Source organism: Vibrio sp. T3Y01 (genome assembly GCF_013114525.1).
In the GTDB taxonomy this organism is placed as follows: domain Bacteria; phylum Pseudomonadota; class Gammaproteobacteria; order Enterobacterales; family Vibrionaceae; genus Vibrio; species Vibrio chagasii_B.
Window position 1 is genome coordinate 58,661 of the sequence record NZ_VTXJ01000019.1, and the last position, 21,881, is coordinate 80,541.

The 21,881-nt window shown below is 44.4% G+C and carries 23 protein-coding genes and 1 pseudogene; 15 read left to right on the forward strand and 9 right to left on the reverse strand.

Going from position 1 to position 21,881, the window contains the following annotated elements; all coding sequences use genetic code 11:
• The first annotated feature begins 143 nt into the window (after positions 1 to 143).
• Complete coding sequence (locus F0232_RS18500) at positions 144 to 527, forward strand: DUF3461 family protein (protein ID WP_061032602.1); 384 nt, start codon at positions 144 to 146, stop codon at positions 525 to 527.
• Between the two features lie 104 nt (positions 528 to 631).
• Here F0232_RS18500 and truC read toward each other — a convergent pair whose 3' ends face one another.
• Both truC and F0232_RS18510 read right to left on the reverse strand, forming a co-directional pair.
• A complete protein-coding gene (gene truC, locus F0232_RS18505; RefSeq protein WP_061032601.1) occupies positions 632 to 1,381 on the reverse strand; it encodes a tRNA pseudouridine(65) synthase TruC in 750 nt (249 codons plus the stop codon).
• Complete coding sequence (locus tag F0232_RS18510) at positions 1,381 to 1,695, reverse strand: YqcC family protein (protein WP_105057493.1); 315 nt, start codon at positions 1,693 to 1,695, stop codon at positions 1,381 to 1,383. Before F0232_RS18510 ends, truC begins: the two co-directional genes overlap by 1 nt.
• Positions 1,696 to 1,781: 86 nt before the next feature.
• Here F0232_RS18510 and F0232_RS18515 point away from each other — a divergent pair, with 86 nt between their 5' ends.
• Positions 1,782 to 2,822: a DUF3549 family protein gene (locus F0232_RS18515; RefSeq protein WP_105057494.1), complete on the forward strand. Its 1,041-nt coding sequence runs from the start codon at positions 1,782 to 1,784 to the stop codon at positions 2,820 to 2,822.
• 88 nt (positions 2,823 to 2,910) lie between these two features.
• A complete protein-coding gene (locus F0232_RS18520) occupies positions 2,911 to 3,219 on the forward strand; it encodes a DUF3301 domain-containing protein (RefSeq protein WP_032498839.1) in 309 nt (102 codons plus the stop codon).
• Here the strand turns inward: F0232_RS18520 and F0232_RS18525 are convergent.
• Entirely contained in the window at positions 3,185 to 3,703 is a 519-nt protein-coding gene (locus F0232_RS18525; protein WP_004738571.1) for a GNAT family N-acetyltransferase, read from the reverse strand. The genes F0232_RS18520 and F0232_RS18525 overlap by 35 nt on opposite strands.
• Before the next feature lie 749 nt (positions 3,704 to 4,452).
• Here F0232_RS18525 and F0232_RS18530 point away from each other — a divergent pair.
• The 3 genes from F0232_RS18530 (at position 4,453) to F0232_RS18540 (ending at position 6,066) form a co-directional block, all read left to right on the forward strand.
• Positions 4,453 to 4,740, forward strand: coding sequence for a hypothetical protein (locus tag F0232_RS18530; RefSeq protein WP_061032598.1), 288 nt, complete (start codon positions 4,453 to 4,455; stop codon positions 4,738 to 4,740).
• Between the two features lie 38 nt (positions 4,741 to 4,778).
• Positions 4,779 to 5,222 carry a YaiI/YqxD family protein gene (locus tag F0232_RS18535; protein WP_008222931.1) on the forward strand — a complete coding sequence of 148 codons (444 nt, stop codon included), beginning with the start codon at positions 4,779 to 4,781 and terminating at the stop codon, positions 5,220 to 5,222.
• 118 nt (positions 5,223 to 5,340) lie between these two features.
• The gene (locus F0232_RS18540; protein WP_105057495.1) at positions 5,341 to 6,066 is read left to right on the forward strand and encodes a MipA/OmpV family protein; all 726 of its coding nucleotides are present in this window, start codon (positions 5,341 to 5,343) and stop codon (positions 6,064 to 6,066) included.
• A gap of 75 nt (positions 6,067 to 6,141) precedes the next feature.
• On the opposite strand, the pseudogene F0232_RS18545 reads toward F0232_RS18540, so the two are convergent.
• The 3 genes and pseudogenes from F0232_RS18545 to F0232_RS18555 form a co-directional block, all read right to left on the reverse strand.
• Positions 6,142 to 7,727, reverse strand: a pseudogene (locus F0232_RS18545) (AbgT family transporter).
• A gap of 388 nt (positions 7,728 to 8,115) precedes the next feature.
• On the reverse strand, positions 8,116 to 8,241 hold the full coding sequence (ykgO, locus tag F0232_RS18550) for a type B 50S ribosomal protein L36 (protein WP_005380299.1): 126 nt from the start codon (positions 8,239 to 8,241) through the stop codon (positions 8,116 to 8,118).
• Positions 8,242 to 8,502 carry a type B 50S ribosomal protein L31 gene (locus F0232_RS18555; RefSeq protein WP_008222928.1) on the reverse strand — a complete coding sequence of 87 codons (261 nt, stop codon included), beginning with the start codon at positions 8,500 to 8,502 and terminating at the stop codon, positions 8,242 to 8,244.
• A 124-nt stretch (positions 8,503 to 8,626) separates the two neighbouring features.
• Here F0232_RS18555 and tsaA point away from each other — a divergent pair, with 124 nt between their 5' ends.
• The 6 genes from tsaA (at position 8,627) to F0232_RS18585 (ending at position 13,148) form a co-directional block, all read left to right on the forward strand.
• Positions 8,627 to 9,322 carry a tRNA (N6-threonylcarbamoyladenosine(37)-N6)-methyltransferase TrmO gene (gene tsaA / locus F0232_RS18560; RefSeq protein ID WP_061032595.1) on the forward strand — a complete coding sequence of 232 codons (696 nt, stop codon included), beginning with the start codon at positions 8,627 to 8,629 and terminating at the stop codon, positions 9,320 to 9,322.
• 101 nt (positions 9,323 to 9,423) lie between these two features.
• On the forward strand, positions 9,424 to 11,142 hold the full coding sequence (locus F0232_RS18565) for a proline--tRNA ligase (protein WP_004738559.1): 1,719 nt from the start codon (positions 9,424 to 9,426) through the stop codon (positions 11,140 to 11,142).
• Positions 11,143 to 11,344: 202 nt separating this feature from the next.
• Entirely contained in the window at positions 11,345 to 12,028 is a 684-nt protein-coding gene (locus F0232_RS18570; RefSeq protein ID WP_105057496.1) for a tellurite resistance TerB family protein, read from the forward strand.
• 168 nt (positions 12,029 to 12,196) lie between these two features.
• Positions 12,197 to 12,400, forward strand: coding sequence for a YaeP family protein (locus F0232_RS18575; RefSeq protein ID WP_004738556.1), 204 nt, complete (start codon positions 12,197 to 12,199; stop codon positions 12,398 to 12,400).
• Between the two features lies 1 nt (position 12,401).
• Entirely contained in the window at positions 12,402 to 12,593 is a 192-nt protein-coding gene (locus F0232_RS18580) for a DUF4250 domain-containing protein (protein ID WP_105057497.1), read from the forward strand.
• Positions 12,594 to 12,821: 228 nt separating this feature from the next.
• Positions 12,822 to 13,148 carry a hypothetical protein gene (locus F0232_RS18585; RefSeq protein ID WP_008222921.1) on the forward strand — a complete coding sequence of 109 codons (327 nt, stop codon included), beginning with the start codon at positions 12,822 to 12,824 and terminating at the stop codon, positions 13,146 to 13,148.
• Positions 13,149 to 13,621: 473 nt separating this feature from the next.
• Here F0232_RS18585 and glyA read toward each other — a convergent pair whose 3' ends face one another.
• Entirely contained in the window at positions 13,622 to 14,872 is a 1,251-nt protein-coding gene (gene glyA / locus F0232_RS18590) for a serine hydroxymethyltransferase (RefSeq protein ID WP_004738553.1), read from the reverse strand.
• A gap of 347 nt (positions 14,873 to 15,219) precedes the next feature.
• Here glyA and F0232_RS18595 point away from each other — a divergent pair, with 347 nt between their 5' ends.
• The 3 genes from F0232_RS18595 to F0232_RS18605 all read left to right on the forward strand — a co-directional run bounded on the left by F0232_RS18595 (position 15,220) and on the right by F0232_RS18605 (position 18,481).
• A complete protein-coding gene (locus F0232_RS18595; protein WP_061032592.1) occupies positions 15,220 to 15,822 on the forward strand; it encodes a YitT family protein in 603 nt (200 codons plus the stop codon).
• Positions 15,823 to 15,910: 88 nt separating this feature from the next.
• Positions 15,911 to 17,419: a winged helix-turn-helix domain-containing protein gene (locus F0232_RS18600; protein WP_105057498.1), complete on the forward strand. Its 1,509-nt coding sequence runs from the start codon at positions 15,911 to 15,913 to the stop codon at positions 17,417 to 17,419.
• Between the two features lie 147 nt (positions 17,420 to 17,566).
• Positions 17,567 to 18,481, forward strand: a complete 915-nt coding sequence (locus tag F0232_RS18605) for a hypothetical protein (RefSeq protein ID WP_105057499.1) — start codon at positions 17,567 to 17,569, stop codon at positions 18,479 to 18,481.
• Between the two features lie 145 nt (positions 18,482 to 18,626).
• Here F0232_RS18605 and treC read toward each other — a convergent pair whose 3' ends face one another.
• Both treC and treB read right to left on the reverse strand, forming a co-directional pair.
• Positions 18,627 to 20,312: an alpha,alpha-phosphotrehalase gene (gene treC, locus F0232_RS18610; protein WP_105057500.1), complete on the reverse strand. Its 1,686-nt coding sequence runs from the start codon at positions 20,310 to 20,312 to the stop codon at positions 18,627 to 18,629.
• 138 nt (positions 20,313 to 20,450) lie between these two features.
• Positions 20,451 to 21,875, reverse strand: coding sequence for a PTS trehalose transporter subunit IIBC (gene treB / locus F0232_RS18615; RefSeq protein WP_205416617.1), 1,425 nt, complete (start codon positions 21,873 to 21,875; stop codon positions 20,451 to 20,453).
• Positions 21,876 to 21,881: the final 6 nt, after the last annotated feature.

Below are 21,881 nucleotides of genomic sequence, written 5' to 3' on the forward strand. Positions count from 1 at the left end.
TAAGTGTGGGCAAAGATAGAGAGCGATCTTGCCCACAACTTACAATCAATTCACAGATATCAACTATCTAGCTCGTCGTTAGGCTGCTACATTGATTAAGTCAATTACATAAAAGTATTACATTCATAAACTAGAGGTCGCTTATGTATCCAAACCTCACTGGCTTAGGTATCCACGAGCCTAAACAGATTGAACGTTACTCCCTTCGCCAAGAAGCACACAAAGATATCCTGAAGATTTATTTTCGTAAGCAGAAAGGCGAGCTGTTCGCGAAAAGCGTTAAGTTTAAGTACCCACGACAAGTAAAAAGTGTGCTTGTTAGCGGTGGCAATAATCAATACAAAGAAGTAACTGAGATTAACCGCAACCTCACGCTTGTGATTGATGAGCTTAATAAAATCACCAAACCTACGCCAACCACTGAGACGGATGTAAAACAGAAGATCCTGACCGACCTACGCCATTTGGAGAAGGTTGTGTCTAGTAAGATCGCTGAGATCGAAGCGGATCTAGAAAAACTAAAATGATCCCGATGCTAGGCGACTAATGACCATCGTTAGTTGTTCTGCTTAGATTATACAGACAGTAAAAAGGGCTGATATCACTATCAGCCCTTTGTTTTAACGAACTTTTATTTAGACGACCGTGCTTGCGCATCGACTAAATTTGTATCCCACTCAAAGGCTTCAAATAACTGTAGCCAAGTTTCATCGAGGCTTGCCTTCATCACCAACTCTTCTTTAGTGAAAGGGTGGACAAAACGCAGCTCTGAAGCGTGCAGTAACAAACGGTGTGAATCCAAGTTTTCACGGAACAAGCGGTTATGCTTGCCATCACCATGCGAAGTATCACCAACAATTGGGTGTCTTAGGTGAGCCATATGACGGCGCAGCTGATGTTTACGGCCTGTCTTCGGCAACATCTCAACCAAGCAGTAGCGGCTCGTTGGAAAACGCCCTGTAGAATAGGGTACTTCCACTTTTGCCAAAGGTTCATAAGCCGTCACGGCTTCTTGTGCTTCCTTGTCCTCTTTTGCAAACTTATCTGCAATCTTGTCTAGTTCGACTTTAAGTGCGTAATCAAGCGTGTCGCCCTCTTCAATCCAGCCTCGAACAATTGCATGATAAGTCTTTTGCATCTCATGGTTAGCGAACATCGGCATCACCTCAGAAGCAACTTCACTTGAGAGTGCGAACACCAATACGCCAGAAGTCGGCCTATCTAAACGGTGCAATGGGAACACGTGTTGACCAATTTGGTCACGCAAAGTCTGCATCACAAATTGAGTCTCGTGTTTATCTAGCCATGAGCGGTGCACCAGCATTCCTGCAGGCTTATTTACCGCGACAAAGTACTCATCTTGATAAATGATCTCTAACATTAGGCGCATACCTCATCAATGCTTTGAATCGTCACTAGTAGCTCAGCTTTGTCTGCCTCATTTTTCCACACTTCACCAAAATATGGATGAATAGCAAACCCCTTAGGTAAAGGCATTTGCGCATCAATCATCGCATTAATCTTGACGATGAAGATCCACTGTAGCCACTCTTCGGGTTGCAGTGAATCGATAGCAAAAGGTTCAACGCTCGCTAGAGCTTCATCCGACGGTGCAACGCTACTCCACAGGGAGCATTGGCGCATTTGTTGTTCTAATTGTTGAAGTAATGGAGGTAACTTTGTGGCAGCTGTCATTTTTCACCAAGTTATTTATCTAGTGACCTTGAAATTGGGGCATAGAGTACCATCTATTGAGGAAAGAAAGTTAGGAGCTTATTACTATGGAAACCATTCACACGCTCACTCAGTTATTGAAGAATAGCGGTTGCCAATACGATATCTACGATCTCGGTCGTCGTATCCAGAAAATAGACAACACCTTATTCTCCGATGTTGAGCAAGGGAAACAGCCATACCCATTTCCACTTCAGAAACAAGCTCACTTAGCGATCAGCTACTGGAATGAACAGAAGCAGCCATGGATCTGGTTCTTAAAATTCAAACTGGATGAACGAGGCCTACTCAACCAAGCCGATGTAGGTAACTTTTTGAAGTTCGTATTAGAAGCGATGGGCACCCGTTTAAGCGGTGAGATCAGCGAAGAGCAACAAGAAAAGCTGTCGAACAACCCATACACCTTCAAGCCTTCTGAAGACAAAATGGCGGTATTCCATAGCCAAGTAAGAGCAGAATTAGACCTTGCTACTAGCCAATACTATGAACATGCTCAGCACTACTTCACCGGCGAGTTAGGTTGGGACAATTGGCAGACCGTTGGCCTACAAGGCATCACTGATATGTGTGCTCGTCTCGGCAGCCAACAAAACGGTGTCGCAATCCGTAAAGCCTTCAATAAGCTTCCGTCTGAGCCGCTTTACGCAACATTAGGCGCGCTTGAACACACGCAAATTAATGACAAGCTAGCCCAACGTTTACAAGAGATGGCAGAGAACGAGATCAACAGCAGTGAACCAGACCTGTTCTTATTGTCTGCGCTAGTGCGTGCCCTATCGGGTGCAGAGCCAAGCATCACCAATGCTGTGATTAACCAAGTTCTGGCGAGCCCACGTTTAAGTCACCAAGAAGTATTAATTGGTTTAGCAGGCCGAAGCTGGCACGCTCTGCAAGATCCAGCAATTGCTGAACAATTCTTGCTGCGCCTCGCACAAACGGGCAATCAAAACCTATTCAACCAGCTATTTGCTGATCTGGTGATGATTCCAGCTCTGAGAATGGTATTTTTACCTCTGTTGAACTCAAACCCATCGCCAGAATTGGCGAATGCACTCATCGAGTTACAGCAAGCAACTAAATCTCAGTAATACTTTAGCAACTAACTGATAAGCCTCAATAAAGCAGCTTATAGCTAAGGTTAAATAGGAAGAAAAAGTAAAAGGAAGTATGGATTAAATGATAGATAACTTATTGGCTATTTTGTTTCTGTGCTTCTTTTGCTTTCTGTTTTGGCAGCAGCGCAGGCAATCTGAGCTTGCGAAAGCTGCCATTGCGAGAAAGTGTAAAGAGCTCGACTTGCAGCTGTTAAGTGTTGCTTTTAGTGGTCATAAACTGAAGATGCGCCATGAACTCACGACCATTTGGCGTTGGCACACCATTTACCAATTTGAGTTTTCAGCGTTAGGGGATGACTGTTACAAAGGGAAACTGACCATGGTAGGTTTCCGTTCTATGCGGTTTGAGCTACAGCCTCATAGAATGTAACGTCGCAATAAGCGGTGTATCGATATTCATGATAGGGGCCAAACTGATCTTGTTTGGTCTCTTTAAATACAAAGCCGAGTTTTTCTAAAAGCTTAATCGATGGATTATGACCGACATTAACGGTCGCGAAAACATTGGTTAAACGCTCTTCAAAGCACACCAAATTAAAGAAAGGTTTCAGTACCTCACTAGCAAAACCTTGATTCCAATACTCTTTATCTAAGATAAAACCTAACTCGTGCTTACCTTCTTCTGATGAGATAAATACATGCCCAAGATATTCACGGGTTTGGTTATGGATAATGGCGCGGCAAAAGCCGACATTGTCTTGCAGTATCTCTTGAAATAGTTGCTTCGCAGAAGCGATAGAATGCGGCCCATTCATCTCTGCTCGATTAATCGGGCAGCAATTGAGCTTAATGAAGTCATGCTGTAGCTGTTCGGTATAAGGTACTAACAGCGTTCTTGAGGTTGCTATCGTCATAAAACACTCCTTGTGTTGACCGTTAGCAGAAAAGCAGATGTATTGCTCCTAAATAAAGAGCCTCTAGATGGGTGAAATGTCCAGATAAAGAAAAGCCCCGACACCGAAGTGTCAGGGCTAGGGTCTTACTCGCAGCAGTCCGGCTACTAATTAATGCTCCATGCATCATCCATAATAGTGGCTGTAATCCTTCAGCTCTTTCCTTTACTTCGCCGTCCTAGCGGTGTCCAATCATCCTGAAAGCTAACAATCCTAGTTAGCGCACATCACTTGTTCCGTGAGCGGTGTCCTTTACATCATCCTGATGCTAATCCAACCCTTTATCCTAAAGGTGTCCATTGTCATTCCGTTGCAGCTAACTTCCTGTTAACTGGCTGTGTCCCTACAATGTCCTTGCGCTCCATGCTTGATCACTCAATCCTAAGTAACCAAATCTTCATCCTGAAGATAACCAATTCCTTGGTGCTTTCCTGTTCCGTGTCAGAATCCTTCCGACAAGGTTTAATTTACGCGATTTAGGATTTCGGACAATAGATTTGCATCACATTTTGAATTCAACCAAGTTGTTAATTATATAAAACAATTAAAATTCAAAAACTTAACCATATGCACATCAATCTCTCTAGAGAAGTATTCGCGTTATCTCACAGCGTTTGTAAGAGATCTCTCACACGCTATAGGATGTTTTATGATTCGCTATCAGTCACCGGAGCGAGTAAAATAACCAAAGACTAAAAATGGAGGTCAACATGCTGACAAAAGATGTTTCTGAAGAGTTGAAATCCGTGCTTGAAGGACTGCAAGCACAAGGCAAAGAGCCAACCGTTGCGCTAGTAAAAGCTCGTATGAGTACATCAGTTCCCATGCCTGCCTTAATCACGACCATTAAAAGCTGGAAAAACGCGAACCGTGTTCCTAAAGTCGAAGTGGCAACACAACAAGAGCCAGAACTTGATCGCATTGGTCAACTAGAAAAACAAATCCTGGAACTTACAGCTCGCGTCGCCACGCTAGAAGCTCAGTTAACAAATAAATAGATCGACAGTTAAATAAGCTAACAGAGAAATAGAACACTATGAAGATATGGGTTGATGCGGACGCTTGTCCTAAGGTTATCCGAGAAACCATCGTACGCGCAGCTGAGCGAACCGGTGTTGAATGCACCTTCATCGCGAATCACGTTGTCCCTGTACCGAAGCGAAACAACATTCACTCTATTCAAGTGCCAAGCGGATTCGATATCGCCGACAATGAAATAGTAAAACGCACAGAGAAAGGCGATCTCGTGATTACTTCAGACATTCCTCTGGCTGACGAAGTGATCACTAAAGGCGCATTAGCTCTGAGCTCTCGTGGGGAGCTGTATACTAAAGAGACCATCAAAGCGCGCCTCAACATTCGTGACTTTATGGAAACCATGCGCTCAAGTGGCATCCAGACTGGTGGCCCAAGCACGCTTTCTCAAACCGACCGTCGTGAATTCGCCAACCACCTTGATCGACTATTAGCGAAGCGTTAATCCTTCCTTTTACCTCAAAGAGCTCCGAAAGAGCCTCTTTTGAATAACAGTAAGCACTGTGAAATTTTAATCGACCGACTCCGTTCTTGATATTTATTACAATAACGGAGTATTGATTATGGTTCGTCGTATCGCTTTAGCACTGTCCGTCACTTTAGGAAGCACTCAACTGTCCTTCGCCAATCAAGAATATGGCATCGTTGGCGGTAGCCTCACCTACGGTGAGAGTGTTTTTTCTACCAAGAGTACCCCGCAACTTGGTGCGACACCCAACCTCTTCTATTCTGGTCCTAAAGGCTTTATTGATGGCAGTTTAGCAAACTGGCAACTGCTACCTTTTGTCGGGCTATCTGGAAACTGGCGTTTCGCTGAAGTGTCAGACACCTTCGTTGACCTGCCCAACGGCATTCAAAACAGAGATGGCAATGGCGAGCTCGGGATAACGCTGGGGACCGTAGGCGCTAGGCTTACCTACTTACACGACGTAACCTCAGAGCATAACGGCTACGAAGTTCAGCTCCACTTAGGCAGAACGTTAGAAACATGGGCAAAGCCATTAACCATTACCCCCTACCTCGAAGTCGATTATCGTGACAAAAAACTCTCTAATCACCTCTACGGCATTTCTAGCCGCGAGTCTTCTGCTTCAGGGCTAAATCAGTTCGATGCAGGCGCTACCTTTGTTTATCAAGCTGGGCTCATTGGGCTCTATGAATTTACACCACGATGGATTGGTATTAGCAAAATGGAATTGACTCATCACGACTCGAACAGCCCTCTCATCCAAAGGGATGTAGGGTGGTCGCTGGAGGTTGGGTTAACCTACCGTTTTGCGGGCTTGTAACCGCTATCTTCCAATAAAGAAAAAGCCCGCACAATGTGCAGGCTTTCGGTGTAATCATAAAACAATGATTAGATTCTATGGCGTGTAGTACGTTGCTGCACCTGGGCCAACTGGTAGACCAAATACGAAAACCCACACGTAGAACATTAAGCTCCAACCCACCAAGAATACGATTGAGTATGGAAGCATAGTCGCAATCAGAGTACCGATACCTAGGTTCTTCATGTAACGAGTCGCTACAGCAAGGATAAGACCGAAGTAGCTCATCATTGGCGTAATGATGTTCGTTGTTGAGTCACCGATACGGTAAGCCGCTTGAATCGTTTCTGGTGCGTAACCAACAAGCATCAGCATTGGAACAAAGATAGGTGCTGTTACTGCCCACTGAGCAGAAGCTGAACCGATCATCAGGTTAATGAAGCCACACATTAGGATAAATGCGAAGAACAACATTGGACCTGTTAGGCCGATGTCTTGTAGGAAGCTTGCGCCCGCTACTGCGAATACTTGACCGAAGTTAGTCCACTTGAAGAAAGCAACAAACTGAGCAGCGAAGAATACAAGTACGATGTACATGCCCATAGAAGACATAGACTTAGACATTGCATCGATAACGTCGCGGTCAGTTTTCATTGTGCCGGTAACTTTACCGTAAACGAAACCAGGAACTGCGAAGAATACGAAGATGAACGCTACAATACTTTTCAGGAATGGAGAACCAGAAACCGTACCAGCTGCAGAACGCAGAACACCGTCTTCAGGAACAATTGTCCAAGCAAGAAGAGCTGATACTGCTAGAACTGCGATACCAGCTAGCTTAAGACCTTTCTTCTCCACATCTGTTAGCTTGCCCATTGTATCGTTTGATAAATCTTCAGACGCTTCTTCGTCGTTGTATTTACCCAGTTTTGGTTCAACAATCTTCTCCGTTACGAATGCACCCGTAATTGCGATGAAGAAAGTAGAAACAAACATGAAGTACCAGTTTGATTCAGGACCAACGCTGTAAGTCGGGTCGATCATTTGTGCAGCTGTTTCTGTAATACCAGAAAGCAGTGGGTCAACCGTACCGATTAGAAGGTTTGCAGAGTAACCACCAGATACACCCGCGAATGCTGCCGCTAGACCAGCAAGAGGGTGACGACCTAAAGAATGGAAAAGCATTGCTGCAAGTGGAATCAGTACCACGTAACCTAGCTCAGAAGCCGTGTTAGAAATGATACCTGCAAATACCACAGTTACAGTAACCATGCGCTTAGATGCGCCCATTACCATGCCACGCATCGCAGCAGATAGTAGACCTGAGTGCTCAGCAATCGCTACACCTAGCATTGCAACTAGCACAGTACCTAATGGCGCAAAGCCAACAAAGTTTTTAACTAAATTAGTTACGATAAGTTGTAAGCCTTCAGCATTAAGTAAGCTTACAACGTGGATCATGCCGTCAGCAGCACGACCAGGAGCACCTTCTGGACGAGGGTCCATAACAGACACTTCAAAGTATCCTGCGATACCAGAAGTCACTAAGATTGCGACACAGAAGATTGCGAAAAGAGTGATCGGGTGGGGTAATAGATTCCCCAAATACTCAACACCATCGAGAAAACGGGTAAAATAGGTTTCTTTGGCGAGTTGTTTTTTATTGAAGCTGATGAACTCATCAGTTCCCTCCTTGTAGTGATTCCTATGCAATTGTGACAAAAATGTTCAAATTGCAGGCGAAGGGTACGCGACAAAATTATCAATTAGAAATTCAAAATGTTACAAAATGTGTAACAAACGAATACATTTAACTCTATTTGAACAATTTATTAGCAAATAAAACCACATTAAACACAAAAACTAGCTTTATAGTTCACAACCATACATTCACTATTAATATAACTTACGATATAACCTCTTGATTAGTTTAAAAATAAAGTTCATCGTACGATAAACAATCACTCGGTATTTAATCAACTTGCATATGAAGGAAAAGAAAAAACGTTAAATGAATAAAGTTTGACTTTCCCCTCGTTTTTTACAGGTGTGTCACATCAAATTGACTGCTTATTTTTGAACCGCTTTGAACCTTGGGTTGGTTTTGCAGATTACATAGAGGCGCCCTCTACGCTTTACGATTTGACAATCCGGGTGACGGCTCTTGGCACTTTTAAGTGATTTTACAACCTTCATCTATTTAGCTCCCTTACCCAATTGACCAAAGCGGCGAGTAAAGTTCGCCACACGACCTTCTTTATGTAGCACTCTCTGTTTTCCGGTATAGAAAGGATGAGACTTTGAAGACACTTCGATAGTGAAGTAAGGGTAAGTATTGCCATCTTCCCATTCGATCGTACGGTCCGTTTTCAAGGTTGAACCTATCAAGAAGTATTCATCAACACTGGTGTCATGAAAAACCACAGTGCGGTAATCAGGATGGATATTTGGTTTCATCTGTTTTCCCCTAAATTATTATTTGATACGTTATAACATTACAAATGATAATTATTATCAAAAGAAAAACAAGTCGTTTTATGATATTTTCCGACCATAAATCGTAATTAGAGACCTTCTACCTATGTACTCCATTGAGCCTATTGGCTTTATAGAATCTCCCTATAAAGAGAAGTTCGCGGTACCAAGGCAGCCTAGGTTGGTGCCAACATCAACCTCTAAAGTAAAGCTTGTTGACGCGGCAAACTGCCTAGAGTCGGTTCGCAACATCGAACAATTCAGCCATGTGTGGCTCTTATTTCTGTTCGACAAAAACCTTGAAGCGGGCTGGAAGCCGACGGTGAGACCACCTCGACTGGGTGGTAATGAACGTATTGGAGTTTTTGCGTCTCGTGCCACATTTAGACCCAACGGAATTGGCATGTCAGCGGTGGAGTTAAAAGGCGTATCTCAAGATAAAGGGCAAACTTGGCTAGACCTTGGCAGTGTCGATTTAGTCGACGGAACACCAATTATCGACATCAAGCCTTACATCCCCTACTCCGATTCCATTCCGGACGCACAGGGAGGGTTTGCAGCCGAAGAGCCAGAGGTGTTAGAGGTTAACTTTTCACAGCAGGCACAAAGCAAACTGGCACAGCACCCAGAGGCGCGCCATATTATTCAAGTGATCAAAGAGGTATTAGGCCAAGATCCTCGCCCTGCCTATAAGAAAGGCAAGCCAGACAACAAGGAATATGCGGTAAATTTGTTCGATCTTAACGTGAAATTCGTTGTTGAGGCGTTTTTCATCAATGTAACTGACATTGAACGCTTTTGAGATCCCAAATAGGCTGATATTATATGCGGCTATATCGGATTTACTGCTGCCAATAGCGGCAGTAAATTTACTTTTATTAATGATGAAACGGATACCATAGAATGCGTACCAGTAACTATCTTCTTTCTACTCTGAAAGAGACTCCAAACGACGCAGAAGTTATCAGCCACCAGCTGATGCTACGTGCAGGTATGATCCGTAAGCTAGCTTCAGGTTTATACACTTGGCTACCTACCGGTCTGCGTGTGCTGCGTAAAGTCGAAAACATCGTTCGCCAAGAGATCGATAATGCAGGTGCAGTTGAGACTTTAATGCCCGTAGTGCAGCCGTTTGAGCTATGGGAAGAGACTGGTCGTAGCGAAAAAATGGGCCCAGAACTACTGCGCTTTACTGACCGCCATTCTCGTCCGTTTGTTCTTAGCCCAACAGCTGAAGAAGTAATCACGAGCCTAGTTCGTAACGAAGTTAACTCGTACAAACAACTGCCGCTAAACCTATACCAGATTCAAACGAAATTCCGTGATGAGCGTCGTCCACGTTTCGGCGTGATGCGTGCTCGTGAATTCTCTATGATGGATGCGTACAGCTTCGATATCGACAAAGAAGGCCTAGAAAAGTCTTACCAAGCGATGCACGATGCTTACTGTAATGCATTCGACCGCATGGGTCTTGAGTACCGTCCAGTACTAGCAGACTCAGGCGCTATCGGTGGTAGTGGTTCTCAAGAGTTCCACGTACTCGCTGAAAGCGGCGAAGACCTAATCGCATTCTCTACAGAATCTGATTACGCAGCAAACATCGAGAAAGCGGAAGCACTAGCTCCAACTGAAGAAGCTGCTGCACCAACTCAAGAGATGGAACTGGTTGATACTCCAAACGCGAAAACTATCGCAGAATTGGTAGAGCAACACGGTCTAGCAATCGAGAAAACCGTTAAGACTCTATTCGTTAAAGCTTCTGATGAAGTAGATGCAGACATCATTGCTCTAATCATCCGTGGCGACCACGAACTGAACGAAGTGAAAGCGGAAAACCTTCCACAAGTTGCTTCTCCACTAGAGATGGCTTCTGAAGAAGAAATTCGTGCACTCGTTGGCGCTGGTCCAGGTTCACTTGGTCCTGTAGGCCTAGAGCTACCATTCATCGTTGACCGCTCTGTTGCTGTAATGAGCGACTTTGGCGCTGGTGCAAACGTAGATGGTAAGCACTACTTCGGTATCAACTGGGGTCGTGACGTTGAGCTTGCTCAAGTAGAAGACCTACGTAACGTAATCGAAGGCGACCTAAGCCCATGTGGTAAAGGTACACTTCAGCTTAAACGTGGTATCGAAGTTGGTCATATCTTCCAACTAGGTAACGTTTATTCACAAGCGATGAACTGTGGCGTGCTTGGTCCTGACGGTAAGAACGTTATCCTTGAGATGGGTTGTTACGGTATCGGTGTATCACGTGTTGTTGCTTCTGCAATCGAGCAGAACCATGACAAATACGGCATCATCTGGCCGGATGCACTAGCACCTTTCCAAGTTGCTATCGTTCCTATGAACATGCACAAGTCTGAAGAAGTTAAAGAAGCGGCTGAGAAGCTATATGCTGAACTAACAGCTATGGGTATCGAAGTACTATTCGATGACCGTAAAGAGCGTCCAGGCGTAATGTTCTCTGACATCGAGCTAATTGGTATCCCTCACACTATCGTGATCGGCGACCGCTCAATGAAAGAAGGTAACTTCGAGTACAAGAACCGTCGTGCTGGTACTAAAGAAGCGGTTGCTATCGATTCAATCGTTGAACACGTTACTTCTCAATTTGCTAAATAAGCAAACTCAGCAAAGTAAGTGATCTTGCAAAGCAAATAATAGAAGGCTGCCATCTGGCGGCCTTTTTTATTTCCCCTCTTCACCTTCACTCACTCTCTCATTTCTCGATAAAGTAAATAACGTAAGTTAATCCCCGGTTCATCTTTAAATACGTATATTGGATTCATCAACTCATTAGACGCGTTTACCATTGGAGGTATCGATGGATCTTAAAAGCCTACTTAACCAAGCACTTAAGTCAGACCTTGTTAAACAAGGCACTCAGAAACTCTCACAAAGCTCATCTGGCCTAAGCGGTCTTACACAAGGCAGTAAAGGCAGCAGCAAAAGTACACTTGGTGCATTAGGTGCAGGAGCAGTTGGTGGCGGGTTGCTAGGAGCTCTCATGGGCTCAAAGAAAACCAAGAAGATTGGCAAGAAGGCCGTGGGTATTGGTGGAGCAGCTGCGCTTGGTGCATTGGCATACAAGGTATATAACGATTACCAAGCTAAACAAGGCACTCCGGACTCATCTCCGCAAGCCACTTTCAATGAGCAGGATACTTGTCATAACCTGCTGATTCTACGTTCGATGATTGCAGCTTCTAAAGCGGACGGTCATGTCGATGAGCAAGAGATGGCTAAAATTGAACAAGCCGTCGAAAACATGGGCGCGGATTATCAGCTGACTAAGTTAGTGTCTGAAGAGCTGCACAAACCGCTCGATCCGAGCGAAATTGCTCAACTCGCAAGCTCACCGCAACAAGCCAGTGAGATCTACTTAGCCTCTTTGATTGTGGCCGACGAGCAGAACTTCATGGAAAAAGCTTATCTCAAAGAGCTCGCCAAGCAACTCAACCTTGCAGATGAAGTGAAATACCAACTTGAGCAGCAAGTCACGGGCTAGTCGACCAATCATTGGTTAACTGGTCACCTAATAAAGTGACAAACTGAAGCGTAATAAAATGAGATATTGAGCAAGGACAAACTAACTCTGATCTTCGTCAGATCCACTTTGTTTTTGCTTATCTCTATGTGTATATTGAGAGCAGTTATCATTTGGTTAGGTATAAAAATGAAAGTATACGATTGTTGTGATTTGGTACGTGAACTGTACTCTCAAATTGGTAGTGGCGACCAAGGCTACATCCCTCAAGCGATCACCTGCGCAGTAAAAACATTAAACGACCTTGCAGCAGATGAATCTCTTCCTAAAGAAGCTCGCGAACGCGCAGCATTTGCAGCTGCTAACCTACTTATTTCAGATTTCGAGGACTAATATGAACCTCGCTAATTTTGCAAAGATGGATCCTGTTATGTTGATGAGCATCGTCAACATGAAGCTACGTGACGACTTCGGCGGAGACTTGGACCGAGTGGTTAACTTCTACGAAATCGACAAAGCAGCCTTAATCGCTAAACTTGCCTCTGCGGGTTTTGAATACCTGCCAGAAGCAAAACAGTTTAGATAATGGTGTAAATTCAGATTGATAGACAAAGGCCAACTCGATGTTGGTCTTTTTTATTGGTGTAAGTTTCAACCAACATAGCCGGCAGAATATAAATTATCTCCTCCTTACTCTCTTTTTATATCTTAGACTCTAAGAACGCGCCTTGAATCGTAGCGTGTAGTTGTATAGGCTACCTCAAATAGCATATAAAAACTCATCACCCAACTTGATGATAGTGAAGGATTAACAATGAAAAGACTCGGACTTTTGGCAGTGTTCGCTGCAACGCTTACTGCGGGTTGCGCTTCAAATACTCAGCAAGACAATTTTCGTGAAGCCTCTTTTGAGCTGTGTAATACCGAAGTCGATATTTACTCTGTAAGCCACGATGAGAGAGTACGTATCGTCTGTTCTGATGGCTCTAAATTCGCTTTGAACAGCGAAGATACACTAGAAGTAATGCGTGACATCAACATCGACTACTGCGATGGCGAAGGCTTAGGTAAGTTTAATGAAAGCCGTCATTACTACTCGTTCAAGTGTAAATCAGGTACCCTACTTAGCATCAAAAAGTAGAACCAACACAAACAACAAATACAAAGGGTTAATGTGAAAGCATTAGCCCTTTTTAATACCCGCTTCTCTCGATTCTCATCAGCTGACCATCAGATACAAAAAAGGCTCCCAACAGGAGCCTTTAAAATCATCATTTTTCAATCAAATAGCTTTAGTTCAAGGAAAAGACATAGAGTTTTCAGCCCCCTTCCCTAAAACAAAAAGGCCCCAAAAGGGACCTTTAAAAGCATTTTTCAAAGTAGATGAGCGAAATTCAAGGAGCTCACACGGAGTTTGCGCTAGCAAATGAGTATGTGCGACACAGAAATTCGTTCGCGCTCTAAGCATTTCTATACCAATAAAAAAGGGACTCTATGAGTCCCTTTAAAAGTGTTTTTCAAAGTAGTTGTTTGAAATTCTAGGACAGCACGCGGAGCTTACGAATGTAAGTGAGCATGCTCGACAACCAAGTTCAAATTACTACGAAGAAAAAATTAAGCGTAAACTGGTAGACGCTTACAGATCTCTAGCACTTTTGCTTTAGTCGCTTCGATAACAGACTCATCACCCATGTTATCTAGGATGTCACAGATCCAACCTGCTAGCTCTTTCGCGTCTGCTTCTGAGAAACCGCGACGAGTGATAGAAGGAGAACCGATACGGATACCTGACGTTACAAACGGGCTGCGAGGGTCGTTTGGTACTGAGTTCTTGTTTACTGTGATGTTTGCTGCACCTAGTGCTGCGTCTGCTTCTTTACCTGTGATGTCTTTGTTGATTAGGTCAACTAGGAACAGGTGGTTCTCTGTAGAACCTGAAACGATGTTGTAACCACGCTCAAGGAATTCAGCAACCATTGCTTTTGCGTTAGCAACTACGCGTGCTTGGTATTCTTTGAACTCTGGCTCTAGAGCTTCTTTGAACGCTACTGCTTTACCAGCGATAACGTGCATTAGAGGACCACCTTGGCCGCCTGGGAATACTGCTGAGTTCAGCTTCTTGTAAAGGTCTTCGCCTTCGTTAGAAAGGATTAGACCGCCACGTGGGCCTGCTAGCGTTTTGTGCGTTGTTGTTGTAACAACGTGCGCGTGTGGAACTGGGTTCGGGTAAACACCTGCCGCGATTAGACCAGCTACGTGAGCCATATCTACGAATAGGTAAGCACCTACTTTGTCAGCGATTTCACGCATGCGCTTCCAATCACAGATTTGAGAGTAAGCAGAGAAACCACCGATGATCATCTTAGGTTTGTTCTCGATAGCCAGCTTTTCCATCTCTTCGTAATCGATTTGGCCTGCTTCGTCGATACCGTAAGGGATGATGTTGTAAAGCTTACCAGAGAAGTTTACTGGAGAACCGTGAGTTAGGTGACCACCGTGCGCTAGGCTCATACCTAGAACTGTGTCGCCTGCGTTCAGTAGCGCCATGTATACAGCGTTGTTTGCTTGAGAACCTGAGTGAGGCTGTACGTTCGCGTACTCGGCACCAAACAGCTCACATGCACGTTCAATTGCTAGAGTTTCAACTTTGTCTACGTACTCACAACCACCGTAGTAACGCTTGCCTGGGTAGCCTTCAGCGTATTTGTTTGTTAGCTGAGAACCTTGAGCTTCCATTACACGTGGGCTTGTGTAGTTTTCTGAAGCGATAAGTTCGATGTGCTCTTCCTGACGAAGAGTTTCTTCTTGGATAGCTGCGAATAGATCCGCATCGTAATCAGCAATGTTCATGTCACGCTTAAGCATCTGTATCTCCTGACTCAGATTGTACTGAAAGTTTCAAAAAAACCACACAACGACCGAAAGCAAACGTTTCCGTCACCGTTTTGATGTGACGCATTCTACATAATTTGATCTAGGTCATAAAGAGCTAATTGCAATTTTATCATGCAGTTTTTTCATAATCACAAATAAGATTCATCATGGTTATTGGGCTTATCCAACCAAAGATGTTCCTTACTGTCAATTTTACGATTTACACCCTGTAAAACGCAGATTACATAGGTTTACCTTAATTTTGCCCCTCTAGCTACCGAAAGCTTAAGTTTTTCTCTACTATGCACGCCTTTATTGATTAGGTAATTATTAAAACGATGGAAAAACACTCACGTAAAGAAGATTGGATTGCAGTCCTGACGGGCACGTTTTTAGTAGCGTTAGGCGTCTTCTTTTTACAGTCTGCGCACCTGCTTACCGGTGGTACTACTGGTTTGGCTCTACTGTTGAGTCAATTTTTACCTGTAACCTTCGGTATTCTATACTTTGTCGCTAACTGTCCATTCTATCTATTGGCGTGGAAACGTTTTGGTCGCAGCTTTGCGATCAGCAGTGCGATTTCCGGCGCTTTAGTGTCTGTGTTTGCCGATCATTTATACTTGGTTATTTCGCTCGAAGTTCATAATGAGATCTACTGTGCAGTAGCCGGTGGTTTATTGATGGGCTTGGGTATGCTGATTCTATTCCGTCATCGTTCGAGCTTAGGCGGCTTCAACGTCTTGTGTCTATTTATTCAAGATCGCTACGGCATCTCAGTGGGTAAAACTCAAATGGCGATCGACGCGTGTATTCTGTTTGCCTCATTCTTCTTTGTATCGCCTTGGGTGATTGCAGTGTCAGTGCTAGGTACAGCAGTATTGAATATCGTACTAGCGATGAATCATAAGCCCACACGCTACTCGGTGAACTACGCGTCTTAACACTAGCTATCCAATCAATGAATTACTAGCTGTTTTTCATAACGAAAACAGCTAGTATTTAGCTTTTATAAGCTACCCCTCTTTCGTTATGCAAGATTACCTCTCCAGCGCCAAAGACACTCAAACCTCGATCTTCATTGAAGGTTTAGAATTCAACCCAATAACACGTGTCTTGAGTTGCAACGAGCAGGTCATCGATTTAGAGCCTCGTTCTATCGAGTTACTTGAGCTATTTCTCACGAGCGTCGGAGAGCCATTAGCGGCAGAGCAAATTATCTCGGCAGTTTGGCAAAGTAATTTCATCTCCAAAAACGTACTCACCAACCGAATCAGCACACTTCGCTCGGTACTACAAAAACACTTGCCTGAGAGCGACGCTACCAAGATTTTGGTCACTTACCCCCGCAAAGGCTACTTTCTTAGCCCTAGCTCGGTCAGCTTATCTAATGCAGCAGCAGAAACAGTTTTGGAAACAGAACAACCGAAAGCGCGAAAGACTCCGACGCTAGTGACCTCTGTTCTCCTGTTAACGACTCTGGTGTTACTGATCACTACAGCAAGCTTGGGTTACATGTTATGGCATTCGTCGAACCATGCCTCTGAGGTTGAACGTGAACAGAGGTTAATTCCTAAGGTTGAGCTGCTACTCAATCGCATCGATGCGGTCGGTGACAATGCAAGACATTATCGCAAGATGGTTAAAGCTCTGTTGCTTCAACAACAAATTGAGTACGCCTATACCGATTTAGCCAACCAAGATGCCCCAAGTTACTTCCTAGACCCGATAGATAGCTCTCCTTTCTTCCCTGGTGCAAAGAACATGCGCACCAGTGACTATCTGCTTAATATTCAGCTGAAGGACCAAGAGGTCGACAAACGACTCGCAGCCAAGGTCAGCCTTATCTACCCGAGCTCAGGTAAGCTTGCCTTTCGTGGCGTTTATTCTATTGAGATAGACAATCTCAGCGAGAGCTTGATGGAGATTAACCAAGAACTTGCGAGCTACTTTGCTCTGCCTGCTCCGCTCTATCCGGAATGGTCTGTCGACAATCACGCATTAAGTGCTCTATTGAATGGCACGACTATCGATCTTGAGAACGTACCACTCAACGTGATGACCTCAACGCTGATCGCTCGCCAGCTAGCGCTATTTGAGACAGATCACCAGCGACTGATTCGATTTACTAGCCTAGTGCAAACCCACTTTAAGTTGATTCCAGACGAACTTAAGCTGTGGCTGGGGATTATTCACTTCAAGTTGAGAGATCTGCAAACTTCGAAGGAATTCTTAACCAACACCGCCGGAAACTCGACTATCGAAAATGCTCTGGTTTATATGGTGGTATCTCACATCGCTTATAAGCAAGGAGACATGGATAAGTTTCGCCTCAACTACATGGAGTCTTTGGTTGCCTTACTACGAGTCGTTCCATCGGAAGAACTGTTTGCGCGCTTATCCAAGCCAGAGTCAAAATCGACCTGCCTTCAGCCTTGGAAAAATCTAAAACTCAGTGTCAAAGAGCCGCTGATCATCAAGCAGTGGGAAAATCTGATGCTAAATTACTGTACCGCTGTCGGGCATCAACTATCGGACTAAACAATATAAAACCATTAATAACAGCAACTTAAATATAAATTAAGGTTTCATGTGTCTTCGTTTTTTGCCCTATAAACCCTCATATCAATAGCATTCCTAAAAACATCCGACCGCTCACGGTCAACAACATTATTAGGAATGCTTCACATGAAAAAAACCATGACGCTGCTTGCGACTTCTCTTTTTGCTCTTTATGGCTGTGGCGGCGGAGGCGGCTCTTCTTCTGGTTCAACCAATGGCAATAAAGGCCCAAGCAATCAAGTCGATTACCCAATCAATGACTCTCAATTCGCGCCTCAAACAAGCACAGCATTGAAATACGCATTTACCAAAGATGGTGAAAATGAAGGCTCGATGACGATGAACTTCACGCCGTTAAGTGGTGAGCTCGTCATTGCAGGTTTAGAATCAGAGTCAGGCAATGAAGCGGAAATTCAAGTTATCAACGACCTGATCAATTACGGCATCACCGAGTTTTATGTCTCTGAAGACATCATGACGAATGCTGAAGGCACACAAGAAGACGGCAGCATTTATTTTGCAGGTCCTGACCGTGGGTTACACGAAATCACCAATGCTTACTTCATTGGTAGCCAATACATCACAAGAATGATGTACAGCAGCCCACTGTTCCGTTTGAAAGGAACAGACGTAAAAGAGAGCAACCCAATTATTGATATCAGCGAAGAAACCATTTCACTGCAGATCACGCTTGATGGAGAAGCCGTCGCGAATATGTTGAGTGACTTTGAGGATCACCAGTGGGTGCAATCACTGCCAACTGATGCGTCATGCCAAGTTACTTGGCAGCAAGAAATCAATGAAACAGGTGTACGTAAAAGCTTCACTGTTTCGGGTAAATCGATCGAAGCTGCGAATCTTACGGAGAAAAACACTTACTACATTGGCTGTGTCGGTATGGATTCAGCAGAGTTTGGTACATCGTCTGAGCGCTGGTTCAACCCAACGATTGGCCTGATTGAGCAGATTGAATTGATGTCAGTGGAACAATCCACCATTGAGGAATCAGCAGCTAAGCTGACAGCAATAGAAAAAGCCTAGTGATACTAACTGCAGCACACTGATGTAAAAAAGGCTTTGGGGAGCAATCCAAAGCCTTGTTGGTAAGCTTATGACCTACTGGGGTACTAAAGATCATGAGCTTTATTTTGTGTTTAGATATACCTTAATAAAGTGACCTGGCTAGCTAGCCCTCAATCAACAAAATACGAGTCTCGTAAGGGCGCAATACTTGATGATGCGATGTTACTGAGCCATCTGTCTCTTGATAGTTAGAAAGCAAGCACTTGGCATTCGTCATATCAAAACGCTCAGGTAAAGTACATTCCGACCCTTCACCATAATAGTTATTAATACACAGTAGAGTCTGCTCTTCACTCTCACGAGAATACGCAAATACCGATGGGTGCTCAGGTAGCAAATCTTGATAACTACCATGAGTAATCACAGGCACTTCTTTACGAAGTTCAATCAAACTCTTGTAGAAATAAAACACCGAGTCTGTGTCTTCCAGTGCTTGCTCTGCATTGATCTCAGGGTAGTTGTTCGCAACATCCAGCCATGGCTGAGCTTTTGAAAAGCCCGCATATGCTTCGCTATTCCATTGCATCGGTGTACGAGAGTTATCACGAGACTTCTGCGCTAGAATCGCCATCATATCTTTATGCTCCACACCATCGCGATTGACCATGATGTCGTACATGTTAGTACTCTCTACATCACGATACTGGCTAATTTCGGTATAACCTGGATTCGTCATACCAATCTCTTCACCTTGATAGATATAAGGCGTGCCTTGCATCATATGGACAGACGCCGCCAGCATTTTAGCCGACTCAACACGGTAGTTCTTATCATCACCTAAACGGCTCACCACTCGCGGTTGGTCATGGTTACACCAAAACAGCGCGCCCCAACCTTTTCCATTTAAGCCTGTTTGCCAATGGTTGAAGATCGATTTGAGTTGCAAGAAATCAAATGGTGCATTAGTCCACTTCTCACCATTGGTGTAATCCACTTTAAGATGGTGGAAGTTAAACACCATCGATAACTCACTGTTATCAATGTTTGAGTACTGCTGGCAATGCTCGAGTGTCGTCGAAGACATCTCACCAACCGTCACGCTGCCATATTTCTTGAATACCGCTTCGCTGATCTCTTTTAGATACTCATGCACACGTGGGCCGTCGGTGTAAAAACGGCGACCATCACCGATATCGTCATTAGGGAAATCTTGCTGCTTTGAAATCAGGTTAATCACGTCTAAGCGGAAACCGTCGACGCCCTTCTCAGCCCAGAAGCTGATAACGTCTTTCACTTCTTCACGAACGACCGGATTCTCCCAGTTCAGGTCGGCTTGCTCTTTGGCAAACAGGTGAAGGTAATATTGACCAGTCGCCTCATCGAGTTCCCACGCATTGCCACCGAACTTAGACTGCCAGTTAGTTGGAGCTTGACCATCTACTGGATCTTTCCAGATATAATAATCGCGGTAAGGGCTGTTTTTGTCGCCCAAAGCAGATTGGAACCATACATGCTCAGTGGAGGTATGGTTAACCACAATATCCATCACGATACGAATACCACGCTGATGTGCTTCAGCCAGCAATAAGTCGAAGTCTTCCATAGTGCCGAATTGAGGGTTAATCGCGTAGTAATCTGAAATATCGTAGCCGTTATCAATCATTGGCGATGCGTAAACCGGAGTTAACCAAATTGCATCGACACTCAAGTGTTTGAGGTAATCCAGTTTCGAAATGATCCCTTTGATATCACCAGTTCCTTTGCTTCCACTGTCACAAAAGCTCTTTGGGTAGATTTGATAGATGGTTGCGGTTTTCCACCAGCTTTCATCATGTTCAGTCATCGCCATCTCTAACACTCACTTACCAAAAATATAAATTAAAATCACCATGTGAATCATGGTCGAATAGCCGTTATAACTAAAATAAAAAGCTATAACTAAGAGAAAAAGCGATGACTCAATTGAAGTCATCGCTTATAAAATGCGTTACGCGTTTGCGGTTTCGAGCTCACCTTTTGACTGTGCGCGCTTGTAGAAGAACAGCGTCAAGGTTACAGGTAATACAATCGCCACCAGCATCGCAATTAAGTAAACAGACCAATATTGCGGTTGAATAGATAAGATGCCCGGCAAGCCACCAACCCCGATACCATTCGCCATCACACCGGCACTACCACAGATTGCAGCCGCAGCGGCACTGCCGATCATTGCGCTCAGCATTGGGAATTTGTATTTCAAGTTGATGCCGTACATCGCAGGCTCTGTCACACCTAAGTAGGCAGAGATTGCTGCTGGAACCGAGATGTCTCGTTCACCTTCGCGTTTACTTAAGATAATGATGCCAACAACCGCTGAAGCTTGTGCAATATTAGATAGCGCAATCAAAGGCCAGATTGGCGTACCGCCTAAATCTTGCATCAACTGCAAATCGACGGCGTTGGTTGTGTGGTGAATACCCGTAATAACCAAAGGTGCGTAAAGGAAGCCAAATACCACTGAACCAAGAATCGCGAAATCACCTGTCATGGCCGCTTTCGCTGCGAATGCGACGCCATCACCCAGCATACGACCGAATGGACCAATGAAAGCGTGCGCTAGAATCACAGACAAAATGATCGATACAAATGGCACAACCACAAGGTACAAGTAAGCAGGCACGATGCGCTTAAGGTTGGTTTCAATGAATGCCAGAGCCACACCCGCTAGCATCGCAGGTATCACCTGAGCCTGATAACCGACTTTCTCGATCACGAACAAGCCAAAGTCCCACACCTCAGGTACCGATTTACCTATCATGTAAGCGTTCATCAGCTGCGGCGACACTAAGGTCACACCGAGCGTGATACCCAAAATAGGGGTTCCGCCGAGCTTCTTAACCGTCGCCCAACACACACCAACCGGTAGGAAGAAGAAAATCGCTTCGCCAATCAGCCACAAGAAAGAGTGAACGGTTGCCCAGAATTGGCTGATTTCAACTAAGGTTTTGCCGTCGAACATGCGAATGTCGCCAATCACATTACGGAAACCAAGAATCAAACCACCAGTAATAATAGCAGGCAGCAGTGGTACAAAAATTTCGGCTAAATGGGAGATACCACGTTCAAGGAAGTTCATGTTCTGACGAGCGGCTAGCTTCGCTTCATCTTTTGATGAGGCCTCTTTACCCGTTTGCTCAATCAGAAGTGCGTACACTTCATCAACTTCGGTGCCAATAACTACTTGGAATTGACCTGCGTTGGTAAAGCAGCCTTTAACTAGCTTGAGCTTTTCTAGTTCTGCTTTATTTGCTTGTTCTGTCTCATTCAATACAAAACGCAGACGAGTCAGACAATGGCTGACACTCGCAATATTTTCTTTGCCGCCGACTAACTCGATAAGACGCGTAATGTCTTGCTTCGCTATCTTACTCATACTACC

Coding starts and splice junctions, on each gene's coding strand:
- F0232_RS18500 (WP_061032602.1), top strand. CDS start 144: ATGTATCCAAACCTCACTGGCTTAGGTATCCACGAGCCTAAACAGATT.
- truC (WP_061032601.1), bottom strand. CDS start 1,381: ATGTTAGAGATCATTTATCAAGATGAGTACTTTGTCGCGGTAAATAAG.
- F0232_RS18510 (WP_105057493.1), bottom strand. CDS start 1,695: ATGACAGCTGCCACAAAGTTACCTCCATTACTTCAACAATTAGAACAA.
- F0232_RS18515 (WP_105057494.1), top strand. CDS start 1,782: ATGGAAACCATTCACACGCTCACTCAGTTATTGAAGAATAGCGGTTGC.
- F0232_RS18520 (WP_032498839.1), top strand. CDS start 2,911: ATGATAGATAACTTATTGGCTATTTTGTTTCTGTGCTTCTTTTGCTTT.
- F0232_RS18525 (WP_004738571.1), bottom strand. CDS start 3,703: ATGACGATAGCAACCTCAAGAACGCTGTTAGTACCTTATACCGAACAG.
- F0232_RS18530 (WP_061032598.1), top strand. CDS start 4,453: ATGCTGACAAAAGATGTTTCTGAAGAGTTGAAATCCGTGCTTGAAGGA.
- F0232_RS18535 (WP_008222931.1), top strand. CDS start 4,779: ATGAAGATATGGGTTGATGCGGACGCTTGTCCTAAGGTTATCCGAGAA.
- F0232_RS18540 (WP_105057495.1), top strand. CDS start 5,341: ATGGTTCGTCGTATCGCTTTAGCACTGTCCGTCACTTTAGGAAGCACT.
- ykgO (WP_005380299.1), bottom strand. CDS start 8,241: ATGAAGGTTGTAAAATCACTTAAAAGTGCCAAGAGCCGTCACCCGGAT.
- F0232_RS18555 (WP_008222928.1), bottom strand. CDS start 8,502: ATGAAACCAAATATCCATCCTGATTACCGCACTGTGGTTTTTCATGAC.
- tsaA (WP_061032595.1), top strand. CDS start 8,627: ATGTACTCCATTGAGCCTATTGGCTTTATAGAATCTCCCTATAAAGAG.
- F0232_RS18565 (WP_004738559.1), top strand. CDS start 9,424: ATGCGTACCAGTAACTATCTTCTTTCTACTCTGAAAGAGACTCCAAAC.
- F0232_RS18570 (WP_105057496.1), top strand. CDS start 11,345: ATGGATCTTAAAAGCCTACTTAACCAAGCACTTAAGTCAGACCTTGTT.
- F0232_RS18575 (WP_004738556.1), top strand. CDS start 12,197: ATGAAAGTATACGATTGTTGTGATTTGGTACGTGAACTGTACTCTCAA.
- F0232_RS18580 (WP_105057497.1), top strand. CDS start 12,402: ATGAACCTCGCTAATTTTGCAAAGATGGATCCTGTTATGTTGATGAGC.
- F0232_RS18585 (WP_008222921.1), top strand. CDS start 12,822: ATGAAAAGACTCGGACTTTTGGCAGTGTTCGCTGCAACGCTTACTGCG.
- glyA (WP_004738553.1), bottom strand. CDS start 14,872: ATGCTTAAGCGTGACATGAACATTGCTGATTACGATGCGGATCTATTC.
- F0232_RS18595 (WP_061032592.1), top strand. CDS start 15,220: ATGGAAAAACACTCACGTAAAGAAGATTGGATTGCAGTCCTGACGGGC.
- F0232_RS18600 (WP_105057498.1), top strand. CDS start 15,911: ATGCAAGATTACCTCTCCAGCGCCAAAGACACTCAAACCTCGATCTTC.
- F0232_RS18605 (WP_105057499.1), top strand. CDS start 17,567: ATGAAAAAAACCATGACGCTGCTTGCGACTTCTCTTTTTGCTCTTTAT.
- treC (WP_105057500.1), bottom strand. CDS start 20,312: ATGGCGATGACTGAACATGATGAAAGCTGGTGGAAAACCGCAACCATC.
- treB (WP_205416617.1), bottom strand. CDS start 21,875: ATGAGTAAGATAGCGAAGCAAGACATTACGCGTCTTATCGAGTTAGTC.